The organism is Pandoraea sp. E26 (assembly GCF_000681415.1).
GTDB classification, from domain to species: domain Bacteria; phylum Pseudomonadota; class Gammaproteobacteria; order Burkholderiales; family Burkholderiaceae; genus Pandoraea; species Pandoraea pnomenusa.
Genome location: NZ_AYXJ01000029.1, coordinates 157,918 through 180,011 on the forward strand (window position 1 = coordinate 157,918; position 22,094 = coordinate 180,011).

11 protein-coding genes and 1 other annotated feature are annotated in these 22,094 nt (G+C 63.7%); all 11 genes read left to right on the plus strand.

Annotated features, from left to right (window positions below; translation table 11 throughout):
- The first annotated feature begins 10 nt into the window (after positions 1-10).
- Positions 11-886, plus strand: coding sequence for a GntR family transcriptional regulator (locus tag W930_RS28090; protein WP_141572759.1), 876 nt, complete (start codon positions 11-13; stop codon positions 884-886).
- A gap of 17 nt (positions 887-903) precedes the next feature.
- Positions 904-1,539 carry a flavin reductase family protein gene (locus W930_RS0118565; RefSeq protein ID WP_023873233.1) on the plus strand — a complete coding sequence of 212 codons (636 nt, stop codon included), beginning with the start codon at positions 904-906 and terminating at the stop codon, positions 1,537-1,539.
- A gap of 507 nt (positions 1,540-2,046) precedes the next feature.
- The gene (locus tag W930_RS0118570; RefSeq protein WP_235195560.1) at positions 2,047-4,212 is read left to right on the plus strand and encodes a filamentous hemagglutinin N-terminal domain-containing protein; all 2,166 of its coding nucleotides are present in this window, start codon (positions 2,047-2,049) and stop codon (positions 4,210-4,212) included.
- Positions 4,209-6,005, plus strand: a complete 1,797-nt coding sequence (locus tag W930_RS0118575; protein ID WP_145929425.1) for a ShlB/FhaC/HecB family hemolysin secretion/activation protein — start codon at positions 4,209-4,211, stop codon at positions 6,003-6,005. The genes W930_RS0118570 and W930_RS0118575 overlap by 4 nt, the downstream gene beginning before the upstream one ends.
- Positions 6,006-6,072: 67 nt before the next feature.
- Positions 6,073-6,996, plus strand: a complete 924-nt coding sequence (locus tag W930_RS0118580) for a peptidyl-prolyl cis-trans isomerase (protein ID WP_051399323.1) — start codon at positions 6,073-6,075, stop codon at positions 6,994-6,996.
- Between the two features lie 193 nt (positions 6,997-7,189).
- The gene (locus W930_RS28095; RefSeq protein ID WP_023873238.1) at positions 7,190-18,976 is read left to right on the plus strand and encodes a filamentous hemagglutinin N-terminal domain-containing protein; all 11,787 of its coding nucleotides are present in this window, start codon (positions 7,190-7,192) and stop codon (positions 18,974-18,976) included.
- Positions 18,973-19,230, plus strand: a complete 258-nt coding sequence (locus tag W930_RS0118590; protein ID WP_141570902.1) for a hypothetical protein — start codon at positions 18,973-18,975, stop codon at positions 19,228-19,230. The genes W930_RS28095 and W930_RS0118590 overlap by 4 nt, the downstream gene beginning before the upstream one ends.
- Positions 19,231-19,242: 12 nt before the next feature.
- Positions 19,243-20,480, plus strand: a protein-coding gene (locus W930_RS0118600; RefSeq protein WP_145929426.1) for an IS3 family transposase whose coding sequence is annotated in 2 segments (ribosomal slippage) — positions 19,243-19,534 and positions 19,534-20,480 — 1,239 coding nt in all. Because the reading frame shifts where the segments join, the coding sequence is not laid out codon by codon here.
- Positions 19,524-19,640: a sequence feature (AL1L pseudoknot), on the plus strand. It overlaps the preceding gene by 117 nt.
- A gap of 80 nt (positions 20,481-20,560) precedes the next feature.
- Positions 20,561-20,965: a hypothetical protein gene (locus W930_RS29785; RefSeq protein WP_072619137.1), complete on the plus strand. Its 405-nt coding sequence runs from the start codon at positions 20,561-20,563 to the stop codon at positions 20,963-20,965.
- Between the two features lie 351 nt (positions 20,966-21,316).
- A complete protein-coding gene (locus tag W930_RS30905; RefSeq protein ID WP_023873242.1) occupies positions 21,317-21,841 on the plus strand; it encodes a DUF6883 domain-containing protein in 525 nt (174 codons plus the stop codon).
- Positions 21,838-22,035: a DUF4926 domain-containing protein gene (locus W930_RS28105; RefSeq protein ID WP_023873243.1), complete on the plus strand. Its 198-nt coding sequence runs from the start codon at positions 21,838-21,840 to the stop codon at positions 22,033-22,035. The genes W930_RS30905 and W930_RS28105 overlap by 4 nt, the downstream gene beginning before the upstream one ends.
- Positions 22,036-22,094 lie beyond the last annotated feature (59 nt).

A 22,094-nucleotide genomic window follows, 5' to 3' on the forward strand; every position in this document is an offset into this window, starting at 1 on the left:
CTTGTCATCCATGCCTGCTGCCAAACCCCCCCTGACGCCACGTCGCCGCGCCGCCGACGTGGCTGCGTCCGCCGCTGACGACCGGGACACCGAATCCCGTCTGCGCTCGCTGCACTCGCCCGTGGCGAGCGATGACGAGCAGAGCGCCGAGACGCGCATCGAGACGCACATCTATCGCACGATCGTCGACGGCGTGCTAGCGCATCGCCTGACGCCCGGCACGAAGCTGCCCGAGCCGGAGCTCTGCCAGTTGTTCGACGTGGGACGGGCGGTCGTGAGGCGCGTGCTGGAGCGTCTTGCGCATGACGGCATCGTCACGCTCCGACCGAACAAAGGCGCCGTGATTGCGGAGCCGACGCCCGAGGAAACGCGCGAGATCTTCGAGGCGCGTCGCGCGCTCGAACGTTCACTGGTCGAGCTCGCCGTGTCGCGCGTGACCGACGACGACCTCGCCATGCTGCGCCGCCAGCTCGATGCCGAGCACGACGCCATGCATCGTTTCGATCAGCCGTCGTGGGCGCGTCTGGCGAGTGATTTCCACCTGCGTGTGGCCGCGCTCGCCGGTAACGCCGTGCTGCTGCGCTACCTCACCGAGCTGATCTCGCGGTGTTCGCTCATCGTGGGGTTGTACGAGCCGCCAGGCTACGCGCCGTGCGAGCACGATGAACACGCGGCCATCGTGGCATGCATCGAGGCGCGCGACGCCGCGGGCGCTATCGCCCGCATGCAGGCGCATCTCGAGGAGCTGGAGCGTCGCATCGAGACGACCCGGATGCGAGGTCAGAAGAGTCTGGCGTCGCTGCTGGGTCTGCCGGAGGTGGTTGAGCCCGGGCACGATGCGTCACCGCCCGCGCCCGTCAGGCGCACTGCTCGCAAACGCGCTTGAGACGCAAGGGATATCGCATGGAAATCGACTTTCGGGAAATCACCGCTTACCAGCGCTACAAATTGATGGCCAGCCTGATCGTGCCGCGTCCGATCGCGCTCGTCACGACGATCAACGAAGGCGGCGCCATCAACGCCGCACCGTTCTCGATGTTCAACATGCTTGGCGAGGAACCGCCGATCGTGATGCTGTCGATCAACCGGCTCGACGACGATTCCCTCAAGGACACCGCCACCAACATTCTCCGGGATCGGGAGTTTGTCGTGCATCTCACCGATGAGGCGATGACTGCCCGCATGCACGCGTGTGGCGAGCGCTTGCCGCCGACCGAGAGCGAGCTGACGCATGCGGGATTCACGCCGGTGGCGAGCCGTCTCGTCGCGCCACCGCGCATCGCGCAGGCGCCGGTGGCGTTCGAGTGCAAGCTGTGGGAGACGCTGGAGACGCCGAGCCGCCACATCTTCATCGGGCGCGTCGAGCGCATGCACGCGCGCGACGAGCTGATCGACACCGAAACCTGGCGGGTCCGGTTGCAGAACTACTTCCCCGTAGGGCGTTTCGGCGCGAGCTTCTATGTGGACACCCGTAATCGTTTCTCCCTGGAGCAACACGACGGTCAGCCTACCGCCGCGACAGCCGTCGACGAGATGTGAAGGGGCCGGTGAGTCAGCAGGATGAAGGTTCGGAGTCCGTCGATATTGATGGGGCGGCCAGGATTTGGGGGGGGCGGTTTTCGTCAGGAAATCCTGTATCGAACTAATAGAATTGATGTGGTTTCCTGATAATTCGGACGCCGATTTTAAAATAATGAAAATATATCAACGGCACGTTTAATATTTCTTTTTAAATGCGTGTGGGCCTTTACCAGAAAGGCTCCCGCTTGGAATTCTTTCGCTTTTTCGCGGCGGTTAAGGTCCGGGATCGGAAAACTTCGATCGATAACTTAAAGAAATTTCGGAACCCTTCCGTAATGCTCTGTCTGGGCCGGTTCTCACTGGCTAGGAATTCGAAGGGCGCGGCACTCTGCGCAAAGTCGGCACGACACGATAGCCGGCGCGCGGGGCGCCGTTCGGGGACCGCATGGGGCAGGGCGATGGCCATGCCCGCTGCGGCCTTCGGATGTTGCGAGCGGTACGACAACCAGAAAAACGAAAGATCAGATGCCTTGGCAATCAACGCGCGAAGTCTCGCCGTTGGCCGGCGGGATTGACGGGCACACTTCACACGGTTCGGGGATTCAGCGGTTTCGGGCGTCTCAGACGCGTCAAACGGTAAGACGGGTATTCGGCTTCAGCCTGGCGACGGTACTCGCCATGGCCGCGCATTGCCGTGCCGCGGGCATCGTTCCCGACGGCGGCACGGCGACGTCCGTCACCATTGGCGCCGATGGACGCCAGAACGTCGCGATCGCCCCGCCGGTGCGCGGGGTGTCCCATAACACCTACGCCAGCTTCAGCGTCGATCGCGCCGGGGCGACCCTCAACAACAGCGGGGTCAACGCGCGCACCATCGTCAACGAAGTGACGGGTACGGCCCCCAGCCTGATTCAGGGCCAGATCGCCGTGACAGGACCGCGAGCGAACGTCGTGCTCGCGAATCCCAACGGCATCACGGTCAATGGCGGTACCTTCGTCAATACCGGCCACGTCGCGTTGAGCACCGGACAAGTGTCGTTCAGCGACGTCCTCGTCGCGCCCGGCGTGTATCAGCGCAACGTTGTGCTCGACACCGGACGCGGCACGATCGAAGTCGCGGGCGGCGGGCTTGCGGGCACGCTCATCGGCCTGGAACTCATTGCGAAGACGGTCAGGGTGAGCGCGCCGATCACCAACGACTTTTCGTCGCCCACCGCATATGTGCGCGTGATTGCGGGCAGCAGCCGGGTGTCGCTCAACACCGGCTTCTCGCCCGACGACAACAACAACGACTGGGTCACGCTCGCGAGCCGGCAGCAGGCGAACCCCGATGCCATCGCGCTCGACGTCGAGCCGTCCGGCAGCATCACGTCCGGCCGCATCCAGCTGTTGACGACGGATCTTGGCGCCGGCGTGCGCCACGCCGGATCGATGATGGCCAACGCCGGGGATTTCTCGCTCACCGCCGCCGGCGATGTGCTACTGGCGCCGTCCAGCAGAATCGATGTCGCGAACAACCTCTCCTGGCAGTCGGCGGGACAGACCACCATGCAGGGCGCGGCTGTGCTGACGGGCGGGTCGATTCAGCTCTCGAGCCACGGCGTGCGCATCGCCAACGCCGGCGCCACGCAATCGACGCTGGTGTCCCAGCGCAGCGGCGTCGTGATCACCAGCCAGGGTGACATCACCAATGTCAGCAGCCTGATCCAGGGCGTGACGCGCGATACGGCGATGACGACGTCGGCGGGCGCGGTCACCCTCGACGCCACCGGTACCATCACCAACACCTCCGACGTGTCCCGCCCGGGCGGTGCGTTCGGTGTGGTGTTCGGTGTGAACGACGACGTCGTGATGCGCGCTGCCGGCGATATCGTCAATCTGAACGCCCGAGTCGAATCGAATCAGTCGGTGTCGATGCAGGCGCAAGGCGATCTAAGCAATGTCATTTCGCATCTCGAAGGTGCGAACGGCGGTGTCGCGACGGCCTATGCGAACAGCGGCCGCCGCTGGCTGCTCTTCTCCAAGCGCGACGAAGGCTTCTCCGTCGACTACGGCGCGATTCCGGCGCCGGGGCAACTGTCCTACATCATCGCCGACGCCGGCAACGTCACCCTCTCCGGCCGCAATGTGTTCAACACCGGCGGCACGGTGCTGACCAATGGCGGGAACATTCAGGTGACGGCGACCGGTCAGTTCGTCAATCAGGCGGTCATGGCGGGACAGGCGTCGTATCGGCGCTCGTGCTTCATTGTCTGCAAGGCGGAGGCGTCCAGCACGACGACCTCATACGGTGGGCAGATGCAGGCGGCCGGAAGCATTGCACTGCGTGCCGGACAAAGCGCCAGCAACGTTGGCGGCAACGTGATCGCGTGGTCCGGCAATCTGACGGTCGACGCCCCGCTCGTCACCGCGCAGGGCCTGCTCGGGTATACGGCCTACAACGGCACGCGTGGCCTGAAGGCCTGGTTCGGCAATCACTGGGCCGCCATCTATGCCCAGAACGACGGCGGCCTGTTCTCCGCCGCCTCGGGCGAAGTCGTGCTGACGGGACGTGGCCTGATCAAGGGCGGCGTGATCACCGGGGCCAGGGGAGTGAGGGCGGCGCAGGGCATCGAGACGGCCTACGTGCCATACCGTGAACCGGCGCGCATCGGCACGCACCTTGGCTTGATGACGTGGTTCGGGCTATGACGATACGCACAACGATCGCCACGCGTGCCTGGGCCGCGGCACTGGTTGTCATGGGGACGGTGAACACCGCGTTCGCGCAAACGCCACCGGTACCGGCGTTGCCGCCGGGCTTGGCCCCGCAGCAGGATCCCGGGCAACGACTGCTGGAAGAGCAGCGCAACAGCGCGCTGCAACGCGAGCTCGATCGTGGGCCCGCACAGATCGAGACGTCGCCCTCGGCCGCGCCCGGGGTTCCCGATCTGCCCGCGAACGCCGACGTCGATACCTTGCCCGACCCGGAGCCGACCTTTCGCATCGACCGGGTCGAGTTCAAGGGCGACGCGGTGCTCGCGCCGTCGCGACTCGACGAGATCTGTGAGCCGTTCCTGCACAAGGCCCTTGGCCGTCGCCGCATCGATCTGCTGCTGCGCCGCCTGACAGAGGCATTCGTGGCGGACGGGCTCATCACCACGCGTGCCTATCTCGCCACGCCGCAGAATCTGTCCTCCGGGACGCTCGCCATTACGATCGTTGCGGGCCGCATCAGCGGCTTCACGTTGAACGGCGGTGCATTGCGTCCGGCGGGCGACGGCAAGCCGGGCGACGGGGGAGGGCTGCTCACGGACGCGGGTACCGCGTGGGCCTTCCCCGCATCGGTCGGCGATGTGCTGGCGCTGCCCGCGCTCGAACAGGGTGTCGATCAGATCAACCGGCTGCGCCGCAATCAGGCGCAGATCCAAATATTGCCGGGGCAAGCGCCTGGTGAGTCCATTGTCGCGATTCAGAACCCCTTCGGCAGCCGTCTGAACTACAACGTTGGCCTGGACAACTACGGCAGCACGGCAACGGGACGGTGGCGCACGCGGGCATCCGTGGACGCCGGCAACGTCATCGGCTTGCAGGAGTCATTGAGCCTGGCTTACACCGGCACGCGCGACAGCAACGCGCTCGTCGTCTCGGCTGCCGTTCCCTACGGCTATCAAACATTCAGCTACACGGCGGCGCTCTCCGAATATCAGCAAATCATCGGGGGCACCGCGCTGCTCTACGGCCGCACCCTCAGTCAGATTTTCGGCTGGAACACGGTGCTCAGGCGATCGGCGTCGCAACGCGTGAGTCTGGACGCCACGCTCACCAAGCTGTCCACCGAGCGCGATGTCAACGACATTCCGCTGTCCCCGCAGGCGCTCACGATCCTGCGTGTCGGTATCTCCGGACTCTGGCGCTTCACCCGAAACGGGCAGCCGGGTGCGTTGACCGCGTCGCTGGGCGTCTCGCAAGGCCTGCCGTGGTTCGATGCCACGCGCGACTTCGACGGTATCCAGAAGCAGGACGCGCACGCGCAGTTCACCAAGGTGGACGCCGGCACGACGGTGCAATTGCCGCTCGCGCGAATCGGCCCGACGCAATGGACATGGCGTACCACGTTCACCGGCCAATACAGCGCCGTAGCGCTCTTCGGCAACGCGCAGATTTTCCTCGGCGGCACGGACTCGGTGCGCGGCTTCATGCAGGGAGGCATTGCCGGCGACAGCGGCTTCTACCTCCGGAACGAGGCCGTCTGGGCCAATGCCCCGGTATGGCAGGGACTGCGCTGGGAGCCTTACGCGTTCCTCGACGGCGGCAAGGCTCACCTGGTGGCCGAGCCCGGCTGGCCGACGCTGATCGGCGCGGGAGTCGGCGTGCGTGCGCAATGGCAGTTCCGGGGGCAGACGTTCTCGGGCGAGCTGATGGCCGGGCGCGCACTGGTGCAGCCCGCGTCGCTCGGCCCGAAGGGCAGTGTCGTGCTCGTCACGCTCAACTGGGCGGGATGAATTGTGAAAACGCAGGCGTAAGGGCCATTCGCTCGCGGCGCCTGCCAACGTTGTGGGAGAGATGTCGATGAAAGCGAAGTTCATCCGGGGGTGGGGTGTGGCGGGTGCCGCGGGCGTATGGGTGGCGCTGAGCGTTGCGATGGCGCCGGCGATGGCAGCCAGGGCGGCCAAGACCGACAGTCAGTCCGAGACGAAAGCCGGGGAGAAGGTCGACAGCAGGACTGCCGCGCCGAAGCCGCTGGGCGCCGATGTCGTCGCGAGCGTCAACGATGTCGGGATTCCGAAAGCGTCGGTGGACGCGATGGTCAAGGCGAGCGGCCAGCCGGACAGCGCGCAATTGCGCGAGCTGTTCAAGGGGCAACTGATCGCGAACGAATTGCTCAGGCAGGCGGCGCTACGGCAGCACTACGAGACGCGCCCGGAAGTGCAGGCTGCGCTGGAAGCCGCAAAGACGGTGATCGTCACGCGCGCCTACATGACCGAGCATGCGAAGGCCGCCCCGGTGACCGATGCCGACGTCAAGGCCAAGTACGACGCCGTGGTCGCCTCGCTGGGCGAGAACGAATATCACGCCAGCGCGATCGCTGTGCGCGATGCCGCCACGGCACAGACCGTGCTCGACGAGATCAGGAAGGGGGGCGATTTCGCGGCGTTGGCGCGGCAGTACAGCCAGGGGCCGAACGCTGCGCAGGGCGGCCAGTTGAACTGGGTGTCGTTCAAGACGCCGATCACGGCAGGCAATACGCAGAACTGGCCGCAGCCGATCGCCGAGGCGCTGGTGAAGCTGCCCAAGGGCGGCGTGTCCGCCGAGCCCCTGAAGGTCGGCGAGCAGTTCTGGATCCTGCGCGTCGACGACAGGCGCGCCACGCAGATCCCGAAGTTCGAAGAGAGCGCCCCGCTGCTGCGCAAGCAACTCGAGCAGGTGGCGATGGAAAAGGCCACGGCGCAAATGATTGGCGATCTCGTCAAGAGCGCACGCATCCAGCAGTAATCCGGGAGTCACCGATCGACGCCGGGCGCGGTCGAGCCGCCCCGCCGGGCGTCGTTCGACCTTGTCGCGTTTCGCCGAATCGCGGTTTGCCGCACGCAGTCGTCGGCGGTTAGCAGTGAGCAGGTCATCGAGCCGCCGCATGTTGCGTGGCGGTCTCGCGCTACACACGTCCAAAGAACGAACAGGTCACGTCATGAACGCATCTTCGCGAGGAATCACCGAAGTTGGGGAAAACGCACGTCAGTCGATCAATGTCGACGACGAGGCTATGGATTCCCACTTCCCGGAGAAGCCCGCGATTCGAGTGTGGCAGCGCGCCATTGCGGCGTGCGTTGCGCTGACGCTGCTCATCAGTCCGATCTCGGTGACGTTCGAACTGAGCCAGTCAGCCGCTCGCGAATTGGCCGCCAACGCGACCGGTAAAGCGGGCTTCGACGAAACCGCCCTGACGGTGCTGCGCTCGCTCGCGTCGTTGCGTCTTCGTGTCGGCATGCAGACGGTGTCGGCGGCGCCGATCACGGATCCGACGGCGCCGGTCGTCTTCGCACCGAAGATCACGACGAGCGGTAACGGCGTACCCGTCGTCAACATCACGGCCCCCAACGCGGCGGGCATCTCGCTCAACCAGTACCAGAGCTTCAACGTCGATGCTGCCGGACTGATTCTCAACAACAGCCTTCTCAACGGCACGTCGCTCAACGGCGGGACGATGGCCGCGAACCCGAATCTGTCGGGCCGCACCGCGAGCACCATCGTCAACCAGGTGACGTCGTCGGGCGGCGCTTATGCCTCCGCGCTCAATGGCCCGCTCGAAGTGTTCGGCGCGCCCGCCACGGTGATCATTGCGAACCCGAACGGCATTTCCGTGCGCGGCGCGGGCTTCACCAACACCATCGGCGTGACACTGACGACGGGGACACCGCAATTCCTCTCCGGGCCGGGCGGCACGCCTACCGATTTCGCTAACGCCAACGCGCTCGGCTACAACGTCACCGGCGGCCATATCCAGCTGGAAGGGAATGCGGGAATGACCGGCCCCGGCAGCGGCATCGAAGGCACCGTCGGCGCTATCGATCTCATCGGTCAGACGGTCGGCATCAACGCGCCGTTGTATGCGGGCACGCGCATTAACGTCATCACCGGAAATCAGCAGGTGCTGACAGAGGCAGTCGACGGCACGGGTACGCGCTACATCACGTCGGCAAACGGCACGGCCAATACGGCGCAAGCCATTCAGAGCGCTACGGGCAACGCGCAGGCGTTCGCCATCGACGCGACGCGCTTCGGCGCGATGACCGCCGGGCAGATTCAGGTCATCGGCACGACGGCTGGCCTTGGTGTGCGCATGGCGGGCGATCTCGCGTCGACGACCGGCGACCTCACGCTCTCGTCGGGCGGCGATCTGACCGTCGCCAACCACGCGGCGCAGCAGCAGGTGCAGATAACGAGTGCGGGTAATGTCGCGCTCAGCGGCACGGGACTCGGCGAGAACGGTTATCGGCTGACGGCGAGCGGCGATGTGACGTCGTCCGGCTCGCTGCAATCGGGCAAGGCAATGGACGTGCAGGCGGGCCGCAATCTCACGCTCGCCAACCTTCAGTCGAACGGTAACACCGCGCTGACCGCAACGAAGGGACTTGCGCTGAACGAGGCGCAAATCGGCGGTGATCTTTCGCTCTCGACGCAGGACGCTGCGCAGGGCGACATCCGTCTGACGGGCCCTGAGACCGTGGGTGGCGCGCTCGTCGCCAACGCGGCGCGCAGTCTCGTCGTGTCGGACAGCACGGGGGCCAACGGCAACGTGTCCGTCGTTGCGGGTGGCGATTTCCAGATCGCGCAGGCCGCAAAACTGACGGGCCATGGCGCGGTATCGACGCAATCGGGTGGTGACACGCGCATCGATGGGACGCTGGCGTCCGGCGCGCAACTCGACATGACGTCGAATCGCCGTCTCGACGTACAGGGCGATGTGGCGTCGAGCGGCACCGCGCACCTGAGCGCGGGCGAAACGCTGAACGTCGACGGCACGTTGCTCGGGCAAGCCGACGCGACGCTGCGCGCAGGCAGCGACATCACGGGCAAAGGCAAGCTCGCTTTCGGCATGGATGCCACATTGCGTGCCGGGCGCGACATCTCGCTGACCGGGGCGTTGCTCGCAGGTGGATTGGACGTCGAAGCCGCGAACGGCCTGTCGCTGGCCGATGTGCAGAGCACGGGTGTCGCCGCATTGCGTGCGTTGGGCAATGCAGGCGGTGGCGACATCGCCCTGCAAGGCAAGGTCTCGTTTTACGGCGCGGCGGCGCTCACGGCAGCGCGCGACATTCTCGTGAACGGCACCACGGCGGGTGCGGATGCTGTGACGCTGAACGCTTCGCGCGACGTCAACGTCGCAGGCTCGCTTCAAACGGCGGGCACCGGGAATCCGCTGACGATCGCTGCGGGCAATGCCGTCACCGTCCCGGGCACGATTCAGGCGAGCGCGGACCTCAAAACGAATGCCGGTGCGACGCTCGACGTAGCCGGTGCCGCGACCGCGGCGGGCGACGTCGCCCTGCAATCCGGCGGTGACATGCGCGTGACGGGCAACGTGTCCGGTCAACTCACCGGCAAGCTCGACGCAGGTGGCAATCTCGACATCGGCGGTGGCGCGCATTTCCTCGGCGACACCTGGCTGACGTCCGGTGCGAACGCCACGCTGAGCGGCAAGTTGCAGACGGCGAACCTCGTCGTCACGAGCCGCAACGCGGTCACGCTGGGCGATGTCCAGACCGGCGGCACGCTCGACGTGCTGGCGCGCGGTCTGGACGGCAGCGGCGACATCCGCGTGGCCGGACCGTTGGCGTCCTTCGGCGCGGCGACGTTGAATGCCGCACGCGATGTCGCCATTGCGAGCACGGGCAAGATTGAAGCGAACGACAGGCTCGTCATCACGGCACAACGCGATGCGCAACTCGACGGTAGCGTGGCGGCAGTCGGCGACGTGGCGATTACCGCGACGTCGGGCAATCTGAACACGACGGCGAATCTGAGCACGAATAGTCAGCTCGCATTGACCGCCGGGCAATCCGTGGCGCTCGGCGCACCGCAGACGAGCGCCATCGGCAACGCCACGGTCACCGCGGGACAGGACATCGTGCTGAACGGCGCGCTGGTCGGCCTCGCCGGTGCCTTGCAAGCCGGACGTGATCTCGTCGGCGCAGGGGCGTCGGCATTCACCAACACCGCGACGCTCGGCGCGAACCGCAATGTCAACCTGTCCGGCGTTTTACAGGGTAACGGTGTGAGCGTGACGGCGGGCAGCAGCGCGACGGTCTCCAGCGTCACGTCCAATGGCCTGTTCTCGGTATCGGCCAACGGCAATGCGGATGGTGGTGATGTCGTCGTCAACGGCGAGTCGAGCGTGGTCGGTGCTGTTAATTTGAAGGGCGCGCGCGACGTCGCTGTCGCAGGCACCTTGCAAACGGGCGCAGATGCCTCGCTCACCGGCGCACGCGACGTCAATATCACGGGCACGGTCCGCTCGGCGAAGGACGCGACGCTGACGGCGACGCAAGGAAGCGTCAACGTCGACGCGCAGGGCAAGCTCGGCGTGGGCGGACAACTGATCGCGTCGGCGGGGACGGATGTCGTCATGGGCGGGCAGACGGCCGTTGCGGGCAACACGACGCTGACGTCGGGGCGCGACACGCTCGTGCAGGGCGCGCTGAACGGTCAAGGCACCGGACGCATCGATGCAGGCCGCGACGTAAGCGGCGCGGGTTCGGCATCGTTCACCGGTGCGCTCGACGTGAGCGCCGCGCGCGACGTCGACCAGAGCGGCTTGTTGCAGGGCGGTGATCTGACGGTTGTTGCGGGCAACAGCGTCACCGTCAAAAATGCACAGTCGACCGGCGCATTGACGCTGACTGCCAAAGGCCTCGCAGGCGGCGGCGACATCGTCGTCAATGGCGAATCCGGCGCACCGGGCACCGTATCGTTGCAGGCCGCGCGCGACATCAACGTGGCAGGCACGCTCGGCGGCGGCGCGGGCACCACGCTCGACGCGCAACGCGACATCGTCGTGGGCGGCGCGATCCAGTCGGTAGGCGACGCCAACCTGACGGCGCACGGCGGCAGCATTCGCGCGACCGGCGGTGTGAGTGGCGGGGCGAATCTCTTGTTCAACGCAGCGCAAGACGTCACGCTGGGTCAGTCGACCAGTGCATTGCGCGACGTCACGATTAACGCCGGACGCGATCTGCAACTCGGTGCCGTGTTGCTCGGCGTGAACGCGAACCTGACGGCAGGCCGTACGTTGCTCGACACCGGTGACGGCAGCAGCACGGCTGTCTTCACGGGCAACGCCACGCTCGCGTCGGCGGGCGACACGCGACTCACGGGCGGTGTGCAGGCGAATGCCATCGACGCGACGGCCGGTGGCAACGCGACTTTCGGCGTCCTCAACTCGGCCACCGGCATCAAGGTCACGACGACCGGCACAGCGGGTACGCTGGGCGGTCCGGGCGACATCGTCTTCAACGGCGCGGTGTCGTCGCCGAATGCGTTCTCGGCGACGGCTGCGCGCGACATCCTCCTTGCAGGCAGCCTGGCGTGCGGTGCGGCGTGCGAACTGACCGCACAACGCAATCTGTCGATGACGGGTACGGCGCTCACGATGAGCGATCTCTCGTTGATCACGCGGATGGGCGACCTCGCCATCAGTGGTGAGGTGACGACAGCGGGTGCGCTGCTGGCGACGAGCGCGGGCAACGCAACGCTTGGCGGCAAGCTGAGCGTGCAAGGCGACTTGCGCGCTGCTGCTGCCAACGATCTCACGCTGACCGGGCAAAGCAACGTGCAGGGCATCGGTGCGTTGCGCGCCGGTCGCGACGTCCTCGGAGACGGCACAGCATTGTTCGGCGGCGACGTCACGCTAGATGCCGGACGCAACACGGCGCTCACGGGCGCATTATCCGGCCAGAACGTCGACGTCCACGCCGCGAACAACGCGGGCCTGCATAACGTGCAGGCGACCAATGCACTGACGGTAACGGCGGACGGCGGCGATGTGGCCATCACCGGCGACGCCGTCGCACTGGGCACGGTGATACTGACTGGCGCACGCGACGTCGCCGTGGCTGGCAAAACGGTCGGTGGCGACAACGTCACGGTGACTGCCGCGACGGGCGACATTCGTCTGCACGGCGATACGGCTTCCGAGCGCAATCTCACGCTGACGGCGGCGAACGGTGCGATCACGACGGGTAATGCGGGTGCGCAGGGTGACGTCACCGTCAACGCGGGCAAGTCGCTGACGATGCAAGGCGATACGACGGCCAACGGTCTGGTGCGTCTGACGTCAGGCGGCGATATGACGCTGGGCAATGTGCGCAGCGTCGTCGCAGACGCTGTTGCCGGGTTGCTGACGGCAGGTGGCAAGCTCAGCGCTGCGTCGCTCACGTTCGGCAATGGTGGCCTGACCACGCTGTCAGGAGGTGCGACGCAAGTCACGGGAGCCATCGTCGCAGGCGATGCCCTGACGATGACGACGACGGGCGACCTGACCGCGGGCGCTATCCAGGCGGGCAAGTCAGCCATGCTCACGGCGGGCGGTGTGGGAGACGTTCGCGTTGCGGGCGACATCGGCACGGGTACGAGCTTGACCGTCAATGCAGGACGCGATGTGACCCTCGGCGGCGCAGTGACAGCGGGTGAGGGCGTGAGCGTCACGGCCGCACGCGACCTGTCGGTGACCGGCGCGCTGTCGGCGAATCAGGACATCGCACTGACCGCGACGCAAGGCAGTGTCACGCTGACCGGCCCCGTTACTGCGATCCAGAACTTCACGGCAAAGGCGGGCGGCGCGCTGTCGATGGGCGCCGCGCAAGTCAACGGCGACACGTTGCTGACGTCCGGTACCACGATGGCACTGGGCGGTCATCTCATCGGCAAGGGCACGGCGACGCTGCAATCCGGCGGCGACATCACGGGAAGCAACGGTGCGCTGACGTTCGGTAAGGACGTCGCGATCACGTCCGGCGGCAAGCTGGCGCTCGGCGGCGTGGATACGGCAGGCGATGTGAAGGTGACGTCGGCAGGCGACGCGTTGCTTGGCGCATTGACCTCGATGGGTAAGGCGTCGTTCACCAGCACGTCGGGCAGTCTGACGGTGGACAAGGTGCTCGTCGGCGGCACGCTCGACATGACCGCTGCGACGAACCTGACGGCGCTGCAAGGCTTGTCGAGCATGGGCGCGATGACGTTGACCGCGCAGAACGGCAACCTCAACGTCGCGAACGTCTCTGGAAACGACACGGTTTCGCTGCGTGCGGGACAGACGCTCACGCTGGGCGGTACCAACACCGTCGTCGGCGACATGGCGCTCGATGGCGGCAACGTCGTCATCAATGGTGCAACGACGGCATCCAAATCCTTCACTGTCACGGCAACCGGTGCGCTCGATGCAAGCGGCGGGCAACTCTTCGTCACTCAGGACGCGAAGCTGAGCGGCGCACGCATCGACACGGGCGCGATGATCATCGGTGGCGCGCTGGATGTGACCGCGACGCAGTGGATCAGGACGCACGGCCTCGCGCTCGTCAATGGCGCGACGACCTTCAATGCAGGCGCAGGCACGTTCACCAACTCGGCGGGGGCATCGGTGCTGAGCGCCGGGCCGTTGTCGGTGACGGCGGGCGGCATCGTCAACGAGGCGAACGGGCAACTGGCGTCGACGAAGGCACTGACGCTGACGTCCACCGGCAACGTCGTCAATAACGGGTTGATGAACGGCAGCACGACGTCCGTCACGGCGGGCGGCGCGCTCACTAACACCGGGACGGTGCTCGGCGCGAACGGCGTCACGCTCAACGTCGGCGGGTTGAACAACAACGGCGGCATGATCCTCGCGGGCGACGTGACGGGCGCGACACCGGCGAGCGCCGATCTCGCGCTGACGGTGACGGGCGGCGGTACGGTCACGAACGCGGGCGGAGAGCTTGCTGCCACGCGCGAGTTGTCGGCACTGATGCGCTCGGCGGTATTCGATGCCACCGGGGGGGCTTTGCAAGCGGGCAGCACGCTGTCGATCACGGCGAACGTGATCACCAATTCCGGTACGTTGCAGATCGGCGCGCTCAATGCTGTGCTCACCGGCGTGAATTCGTTCAACAACAGCGGAACGTTGCAGAGCGACGCTTCGCTGACGCTGGCGAGCCAGGGTTGGTTCACCAATACCGGCAACGTGGTCGGGGGCGGCGACGTGACGGTGAACGCGGCGCTGCTCAATGGCGCGGGCGCTTCGGTTCACGCGGGGCGCGATCTGTCGATGACGGGCGATGTCGTCAACAACGGGTTGCTGGAAGCGGAGCGGAACCTGTCGGCGACGGGCGGCAACTTCACCAATGTGGGCGCGAAGACACAGGCGGCCGGCAATGTCACGTTCACGTTGCCGGGGCAACTGAACAATATTGGCGGCACGATCATCGCCGGCAATAACCTGACGGTGAACGCCGGGGCCGTGATAAACGATCAGGCGGCCGGGGCTGGTGCCGTGACCACGACGACGACCGTCATCGATCCGGGTCTGATCTGGAGCGCCGTGATCGGCACGCGGGGCACGACGATTCGCGATTGGTCTGCACCGACCGGCGGCGAGGGCGACATGAACCCTCGATGGATGACCGTGTCGTCCACGGCGACGCTCGGTGACTTGCTCTCGCCGACGGGCGTCACGCTGGAAGGCAAGACGGAAGGGATCAACCCGTGGACGGGAGATCGGTGCGACGGCGCCTTCGGCGTGAGTTGTGATGCAGGAACGGCCGCACCGGTGACCGGATCGGGAACGTTCTACATGAACAAGCTTCGCGGCAGCCGGATGGTTGGGGACAATCCGGTCGATTATGACTACTGGATGATGAGCGCCACCCCGATATCCGGGGCGCAGGCATCGATCGCGATCGCGTTGCCGACGGTCAGCCAGACCTCGACGGTGATGCAGATGGGGGCGTCAGGCGTGATGATCGCCGGAGGCGACATCTCGCTGACAACGGCGAATCTGTCAAACAAGGGCGGTCAGATCGCGGCGGGACGCAACCTGACGCTGAATGTTGGCGCGTTGTCCAACGGCGCGGTGTCGCCCACGACCACCAGTTCGGTGGTGAACGCGGTCGATCAAGGGCAGTACTCTGCCTTCCTCGCGCAGCTTGCATCGCTGGGTACCATCGAGGTTCCTGCATATCAAGGCGAGAATTTGTCTGACGCACAGCTCGCGCACTGGACGGTTTCGTTCAACATTGCAACGGGATCGGCCGCGCCGACGTCAACGTCGACGATTTCCTGGTCCACGTCGCTCGGGCTGATCACCGCAGCGAACACGCTGAACCTCTACGGCGGAAATCTGGTGAACGAGGGCATGATCTATGCCCAGAACAACGTCAATATCTTCGCTGCGAGCGTTACGAATCAGGGCGGCAATACGCAGCAGTTCACGTCTCAGGCGGGGTGTGCGCCGGGCACGAGCAACGTTGCCTGCTACCGAGGCAACGATGTCCGGGGGCAGAATCCCGACACCACGAGCTTCACCTACGCGCAGAACAACGCCGCAATCATCGCAGGCAACAACCTTACGATTGCCGCGGGCACGATCACCAATAAGTACGGCGATCTGATCGCAGGACGCGATCTCGTGATCGGTGGGGTTGGCTCGTCCGCGACGGGCACGACGGCGGCCGATTCGCTGACCAATACGTCGGGCAACATCCTCGCGGGCAACAACCTGACGCTTAACGTCGCCGGTGGCATCACCAACACGCTGCCACCGCCGGTTCAGGTGCACGAGAACTACGGCAAGCTCGAAAAGTACTCGGGCTGTATGACGGCGGGCGGCTACAAGGAAAGCTACTGCGAGGCATACGTCGATCAGCAGTCGGGCAATTCATCGATCATCGGTGCGGGGAACAATCTGACGATCAACGCCGGGTCGCTGACGAACGTCGGCAGTCTGATCACGGCGGGGCTTAACGCGACGATCAACGTCAGCGGTCCGGTGGTCAACAGCGCGCAGACGCTCAATGCCTACTGGCACTCGCACTGGGTGCAAGAGACGGGCATGTTCGAGTCGGACAAGCGCCACGACGTGTGGAGCTGCGGCAGCGCTGCGGAATGTACGTCGCTGTATGGGGATGCCTACACGAGCGTGGGCGGCGTGATCAACCCGCCGACGCCGGTAGGCAACATCGCGGCGACGATTCAAGCGCCGAACCTGACGGTGACGTCGGGCGGTCAGATCGTCAACGTCGGTAACGTGGTGGGACAGTCGGTGTCGCTCACGGGCACGAGTCTCGTGAATGGCATCACGACAGCGAACACGTACACGCCGCAAGTCGGCAACGCACCGCAAGTGATCAGCCTGGCGCCGGCGAACGGTGGTCTGAATCTGACGATTCCGGCGAGCCTTGGTGGTTCGGCGTCGTCGATCCTCACAGGCGCTGCAGGCCAGCAGAACGGCCCGAGCTACGTCGTGGGCGGGTTGGGCGCAACGCTCGATCCGGTTTCGCCGCAAGTGCTGATCTCGAACTTGCCCGCGTCGCTGCAACCGAGCACGACGACGTTCTACTTCTCACCGCAACAAGAAGCGATTCAACTCCAGCAAGCCGCCCTGATGCAAACGGGCAAGGCGAGCTTTATCAATGGGTTGTCGACGGACAGCACGTCACAACTTACCGTCAACGACCAGCAGAAGCTGGTGCTATACGGCAACGCGGTCGAGTACGCGAAGGCGAACAACATCCAGTTGGGTCAGGCACTGACGCCTGAGCAGATCGCAGGGTTGTCGCAACCGATGCTGTGGTACGTCGAGCAGACGGTACCGGAGCCGGGATGTGCTGCAACGGGCAACGCAAAGTGCCCGACGGTGACGGCGCTGATGCCGCAGGTGTACTTGCCGGAGAACTTCACGGCGCTGTCGGCGGGCGGGCAGATTCTGGCAAGTAACGACCTGTCGCTGAACTTCGGCAGCACGGCGACGGGTGGCAGCATCCTGAACACAGGCTCGATCACCTCAGGCGGGACGCTGACGGTGAACACGGGCACGCTGACGAACCGCGCGAACGTGGTGGACGTCGGTGAAATCTGGAGCTACATCAAGGACGCGGGTTACCTGAAGACGACCGGCACGATGGTGCAGCCGGGCGGCTTCATGAGCGCAGCGGCGGGTGGGCTGACGCTGAACGTCGACCAGTTCAACCAGATCGGCGGCGCACTTCAACTCTTGGCCCCGAACGGCCAAGTCGACCAAGCCGCGACGCAAGCATTCATTGCGGGTGTGTCGGCACAGTTGGGCGCGAACTTCCTGCAACAGGCACTGAAGGACGACCTGCACACGGACTTCGTGAAGCAGGGCGGTGACTTCGGGATTCAGCAGGTTGGGATGATCATGGCGGCGGCCATGACGGGTGCAGCTCTTGGCCCGCTGTTCTCGGGAATGGTTGCGGCCCAACTTGGCACGACGGCCGCGACATTCGTAACGGGTGGATTGGGCAACGTGATGGCGAGCGCAGCGCTCACCGCCATGACGAGCTCCACCCTCACGCAAGTGATGTTCAACGGCACGTTCGATCTCGGCTCAGCGCTGAAGACGGGGTTGTCTGCGGCGGTTACGGCGGGGTTGTTGAACGGGATCACGTATTCGAGCGCCGATGGCTTGGGGTTCTCGACAACGGCGTCCCCGAATAGCCTGGCGAGTCTCGCAGGCGTGAAGCCGACGTTTGTAGACGGCGCAGTAAGTCAAGCCGGTGCAACGACCGCAAGCCAGTGGCTCACGCAAGGCATGGCGATACTCGGCCAATCGGTGATTCAGGCTGGGGTGCAATCAACGATTCAGGGTGGGAGTTTCCTTGAGGCGTTGCAGACAAGCGGTATTAGCAACCTTGGCGCAGCGTTGGCGTTCCAGATTGGCGAAGCGAAAGTCGGTGGCCTGTTTGGTGATGGTCTAAGCAAGGACATTCTTTCCATTGCTGCACATGCAGCACTAGGGTGCGCGGGAAGTGCCGCGTCCGGAAATGGATGTGCAGGCGGTGCAATCGGTGCGGCAGCAAGTGCGGCATTTGCGCCGGACTTCATCAAAGGACTCGATCCAAGCGGTGCGCGGCTTAACGACGGGCAGTTGGCTGCACTCTCAATGCTAACTGGCTTGATGGGGGCGGGGCTATCAGGCGCGGCTGGAGCGGATGCGAACGCTGGGGCGTTTTGGGCACAGAACCAAGCGCTGAATAATGAAAGTGGCAGTGATAAGCACACGGCTGATGCGGTGGATCGAGGCGGGGTAGGCGGTGCCATAGCAACGTGGTTGAACGACACTTACGGTGATCCGGTCGGCTCTATAAAGAGCTGGGGCAATCAGTTCCTTGGGCTGATGACGTTTAACAACGGGCAGACGCCGCCGTCCGACCCAAACAATCAGCTATCGGGTGGGAGCAATGGCAATCCGCCGAATACCGGTGCTGCTCCGGTGATGCCGCCGACGGTGGTTTGTATCCCGGGCGCGGGATGCGTGGTAACGCCGCCGCTGGTTTCGCCTGGATCACCGAACAACGTGCCGGACAACGCAATTCTGTCGAGCGGCAACAGCGGGAATGATGGCGACGGTGCAACTGGGCAAGGGCCGACCACCAACAGCGGTTCCGGCCCTGACGTAAACTTGGCTTCGGCTGACCGGACCAATCATATTTTGAATGGCGACGCCACTGGCGGGGGACATCTTTGGCCTGGTGCTCCCGGCAAATCTGCCTTCCCTGAAAGTTGGTCAGCTCCCAAGGTGATGAATGCAGTGTCCGATATCGCCACCAATCCGTCGATTCCTGAAAAGGTTCAAGCGAACGGCCGGATTGTAAAAATTGGCACGGTCGATGGCGTCAATATCCGAGTGGTGATCGAGCCGCCCAATAAGGGGGGAGGTATCGTGACAGCGTTTCCAACGAATGTTCCTAGGAACCCGAAATGAAAAAGAATACATCTCATTATTGCGAGTTGGAGAGACTACTTCGGGAGTCGCTTGCAATGGTTGTCAGTGATATATCCGATCAAGATCGGAATGACGTCCACGAGTATCTCGAACATGGCGAATACGGGGTCGCGTATGAACTGCTGGAGTTCGTAATCGGCAAGCAGGGAGTGGCGCGCCCAACGGCATTGGTGGAAGCAGGCAAGCGGATGGGTATGAATCGCCCCGGATTTGGAGGAGGCTCCAACTCTTGAGAAAATGGAGCCATGAACAAGAAATCGAGCAAGTTTTCCCCGGAAGTCCGGGAGCGCGCAGTGCGCCTGGTGCGCGAGCAGCGTAGCGAGCATCCCTCGCTGTGGGCGGCAGTCGAGTCGATTGCACCGATGATCGGCTGCACGCCGCAAACACTGAACGATTGGGTCAAGCGCGACGAGATCGATAACGGCGAACGTGCCGGCCTGACCACGAGCGAACGCGAGCGCCTGAAAACACTGGAGCGCGAGAACAAGGAATTGCGCAAGACCAACGAGATTCTCAAACTGGCCAGCGCGTTTTTCGCCCAGGCGGAACTCGACCGCCGTATCAAGTCCTGAAAGCCTTCATCGATCAGCATCGCGACACCTTCGGGGTCGAGTCGATCTGCAAGGTCTTGCGGATTGCCCCGTCGGGTTACTGGCGCCATGCTGCCCAGCTTCGCGATCCATCGAAGCGCTGCGCCCGAGTCAAGCGTGATGACGTGCTGTGCCCGGAAATCCAGCGTGTCTGGCACGCCAACATGCGGGTCTACGGCGCAGACAAGGTCTGGAGGCAGATGAACCGGGAGCAAATTCGTGTGGCCCGCTGCACGGTCGAGAGATTGATGCAGCGGCTGGGATTGCAAGGCGCGGTTCGCGGCAAACGGGTTCGCACGACGATTCCAGATGTCTCGGCACCTCGCGCGCTGGACCGGGTCAATCGCCAATTTACGGCCGACCGGCCGAATCAGCTTTGGGTTTGCGATTTCACCTACGTTTCGACGTGGCAGGGCTGGCTGTACGTGGCGTTCGTCATCGACGTGTTTGCGCGGCGCATCGTTGGCTGGCGGGTGAGTCGGACGATGCGCACCGACTTCGTACTCGATGCGCTTGAACAGGCGCTGTATGCCCGCCAACCGGGCGGCGACGGGACGCTGATCCATCACTCCGACAGGGGATCGCAATATGTTTCCATTCGGTACACCGAGCGACTTGCCGAAGCGGGCATTGAGCCATCGGTCGGCAGCCGCGGCGACAGCTATGACAACGCCCTGGCGGAAACGATCAACGGTCTATACAAAACGGAACTGATTCACCGGCGAGCGCCTTGGAAAACAAGGGAATCCGTCGAGCTCGCCACCCTGGAATGGGTCGCCTGGTACAACCATCATCGGCTGATGGAACCGCTGGGCTATATCCCGCCAGCCGAGGCTGAGGCAAACTATTACAGGCAACTCAGAAATACTGCTGAAGCGCCCGCGATAACTTAAACCAAACGGCCTCCTACAAAGCCGGGGCGATTCATGGGTAACTTTAAATTTATAATTACTAAGTGATATGGGAGGGCTGCGTGAAAAAAATTAGTGATCTGGAAAAAGCGTTAGGCGGACGTCTGGAGTCGAGGGATGAGCGGACTATTCCTGGAGTCGTTGAGGTAAAGGGCGTAGAGGTTGTATATTTTTCCGATAACGGTGTAGGAAATTTCAAATCACAATTCCGGAGGTTAGTGAATCTTGTTAACCCACCAAACGCTAAATTTGGTGGGGTTAATGAAAGGGGGTGTTCGATTTCGCTACCTGATGGTCAGGTGTTTCACGCGATCGGATATCACGGGGACGTGGAAGGTTGGAGGCGGGATATTGAAATCGGAGCGGCTAGATTTGGACTGCTGCTTGCTCGATTCATTGATGGTTCGCTAGCAGTTTCAGATGGTCGAATATTTTCTCTGGAAGAGTTGGGTATTAAATTTACGTGACTAGGTTAGACTCATCGGCTTATACATATCTCCGAACCCCGTTGACCCGCGCCCTTCAATTGGGCCAATGGCTTCTAGCAAAGTCCCGTTAAACCAGCTGACAAACATGTTGCGGATACGGCCAAAAAGGGAGGCTTACTCGGGCTGGCTGTGAAGTCGATATACGACAGCATAGCGTTGACGCGCAACACAGCGTTGGGGGCGACCGAGACGATAATCAACCTCCCCAATGGAGGACCATTTGCGACCCCTGGAGACCCTGGGTACATTGCGCTAGCAGACAAGCGCTGGCCATATTTGACACTTGATTCGAGTGCTGCGGCAGACGCAGAATATTGGGCGTCGGCGGGGATGGCAGTGCTGATGGCCGCTCTGGCGCGCGGCACCAACGGCGCGGCACAGGGGGCGGCGTCCGAACCGGCGGGCCGTGGTTCGGCCTCAGGCAGAGTTCCGACGGGCGGTGACGTTGATTTGCCCAACGTCTACAGCAATCGGGTGCAGGTATCTGCCACAAACACGGCGGCTCAAGGTGTGAATGCCGTCGTTGATACGCGGAAGTTTTCCGACTACATCTTCAAGCCCGGCGCAGATCATGGGAAGAACGTTGTATTCGAGTCGTTGGGCTACACTGCTGATGATTCCGCACAGCTATCCCGGATTTGGGAAACACAAGCTGCGAAAAAGTATGCGAGTGGCGACTTCACACTGGGTAAGGCCGACCAATATGGGCAACGAGTCAACATTGAAATTGCGTTGCCGGGCAAAGGTACGGCTAGCGGGCAGACTAGTTACTTGCAGTCGGGGTGGATGGTCCAACCAGATGGTTCCCTGAAGCTGAATACACCGTTCTCGGGCTTTACAAGGAGCCGTCCATGAGCCTTTCGATCTACAGCCGAGTTCGCTATGTTGGTCTGGTCAACGTCATCGAGCAGATTAATCCGGGCGACGTTGGATATATCATTGAAGACTATAGCGACGGTAATTACGAGGTAGAGTTTTCGGACCCTGATGGGACAACGCGAGCGCTGGTGGTTATCGCCGGAAGCGATTTGGAGCTGGCAGAGCGGTAGTTTCCACAAACAATGCAGTAGCCGATTCTGAACCGCCGAGGGTGTCAGAAATTCCGTGT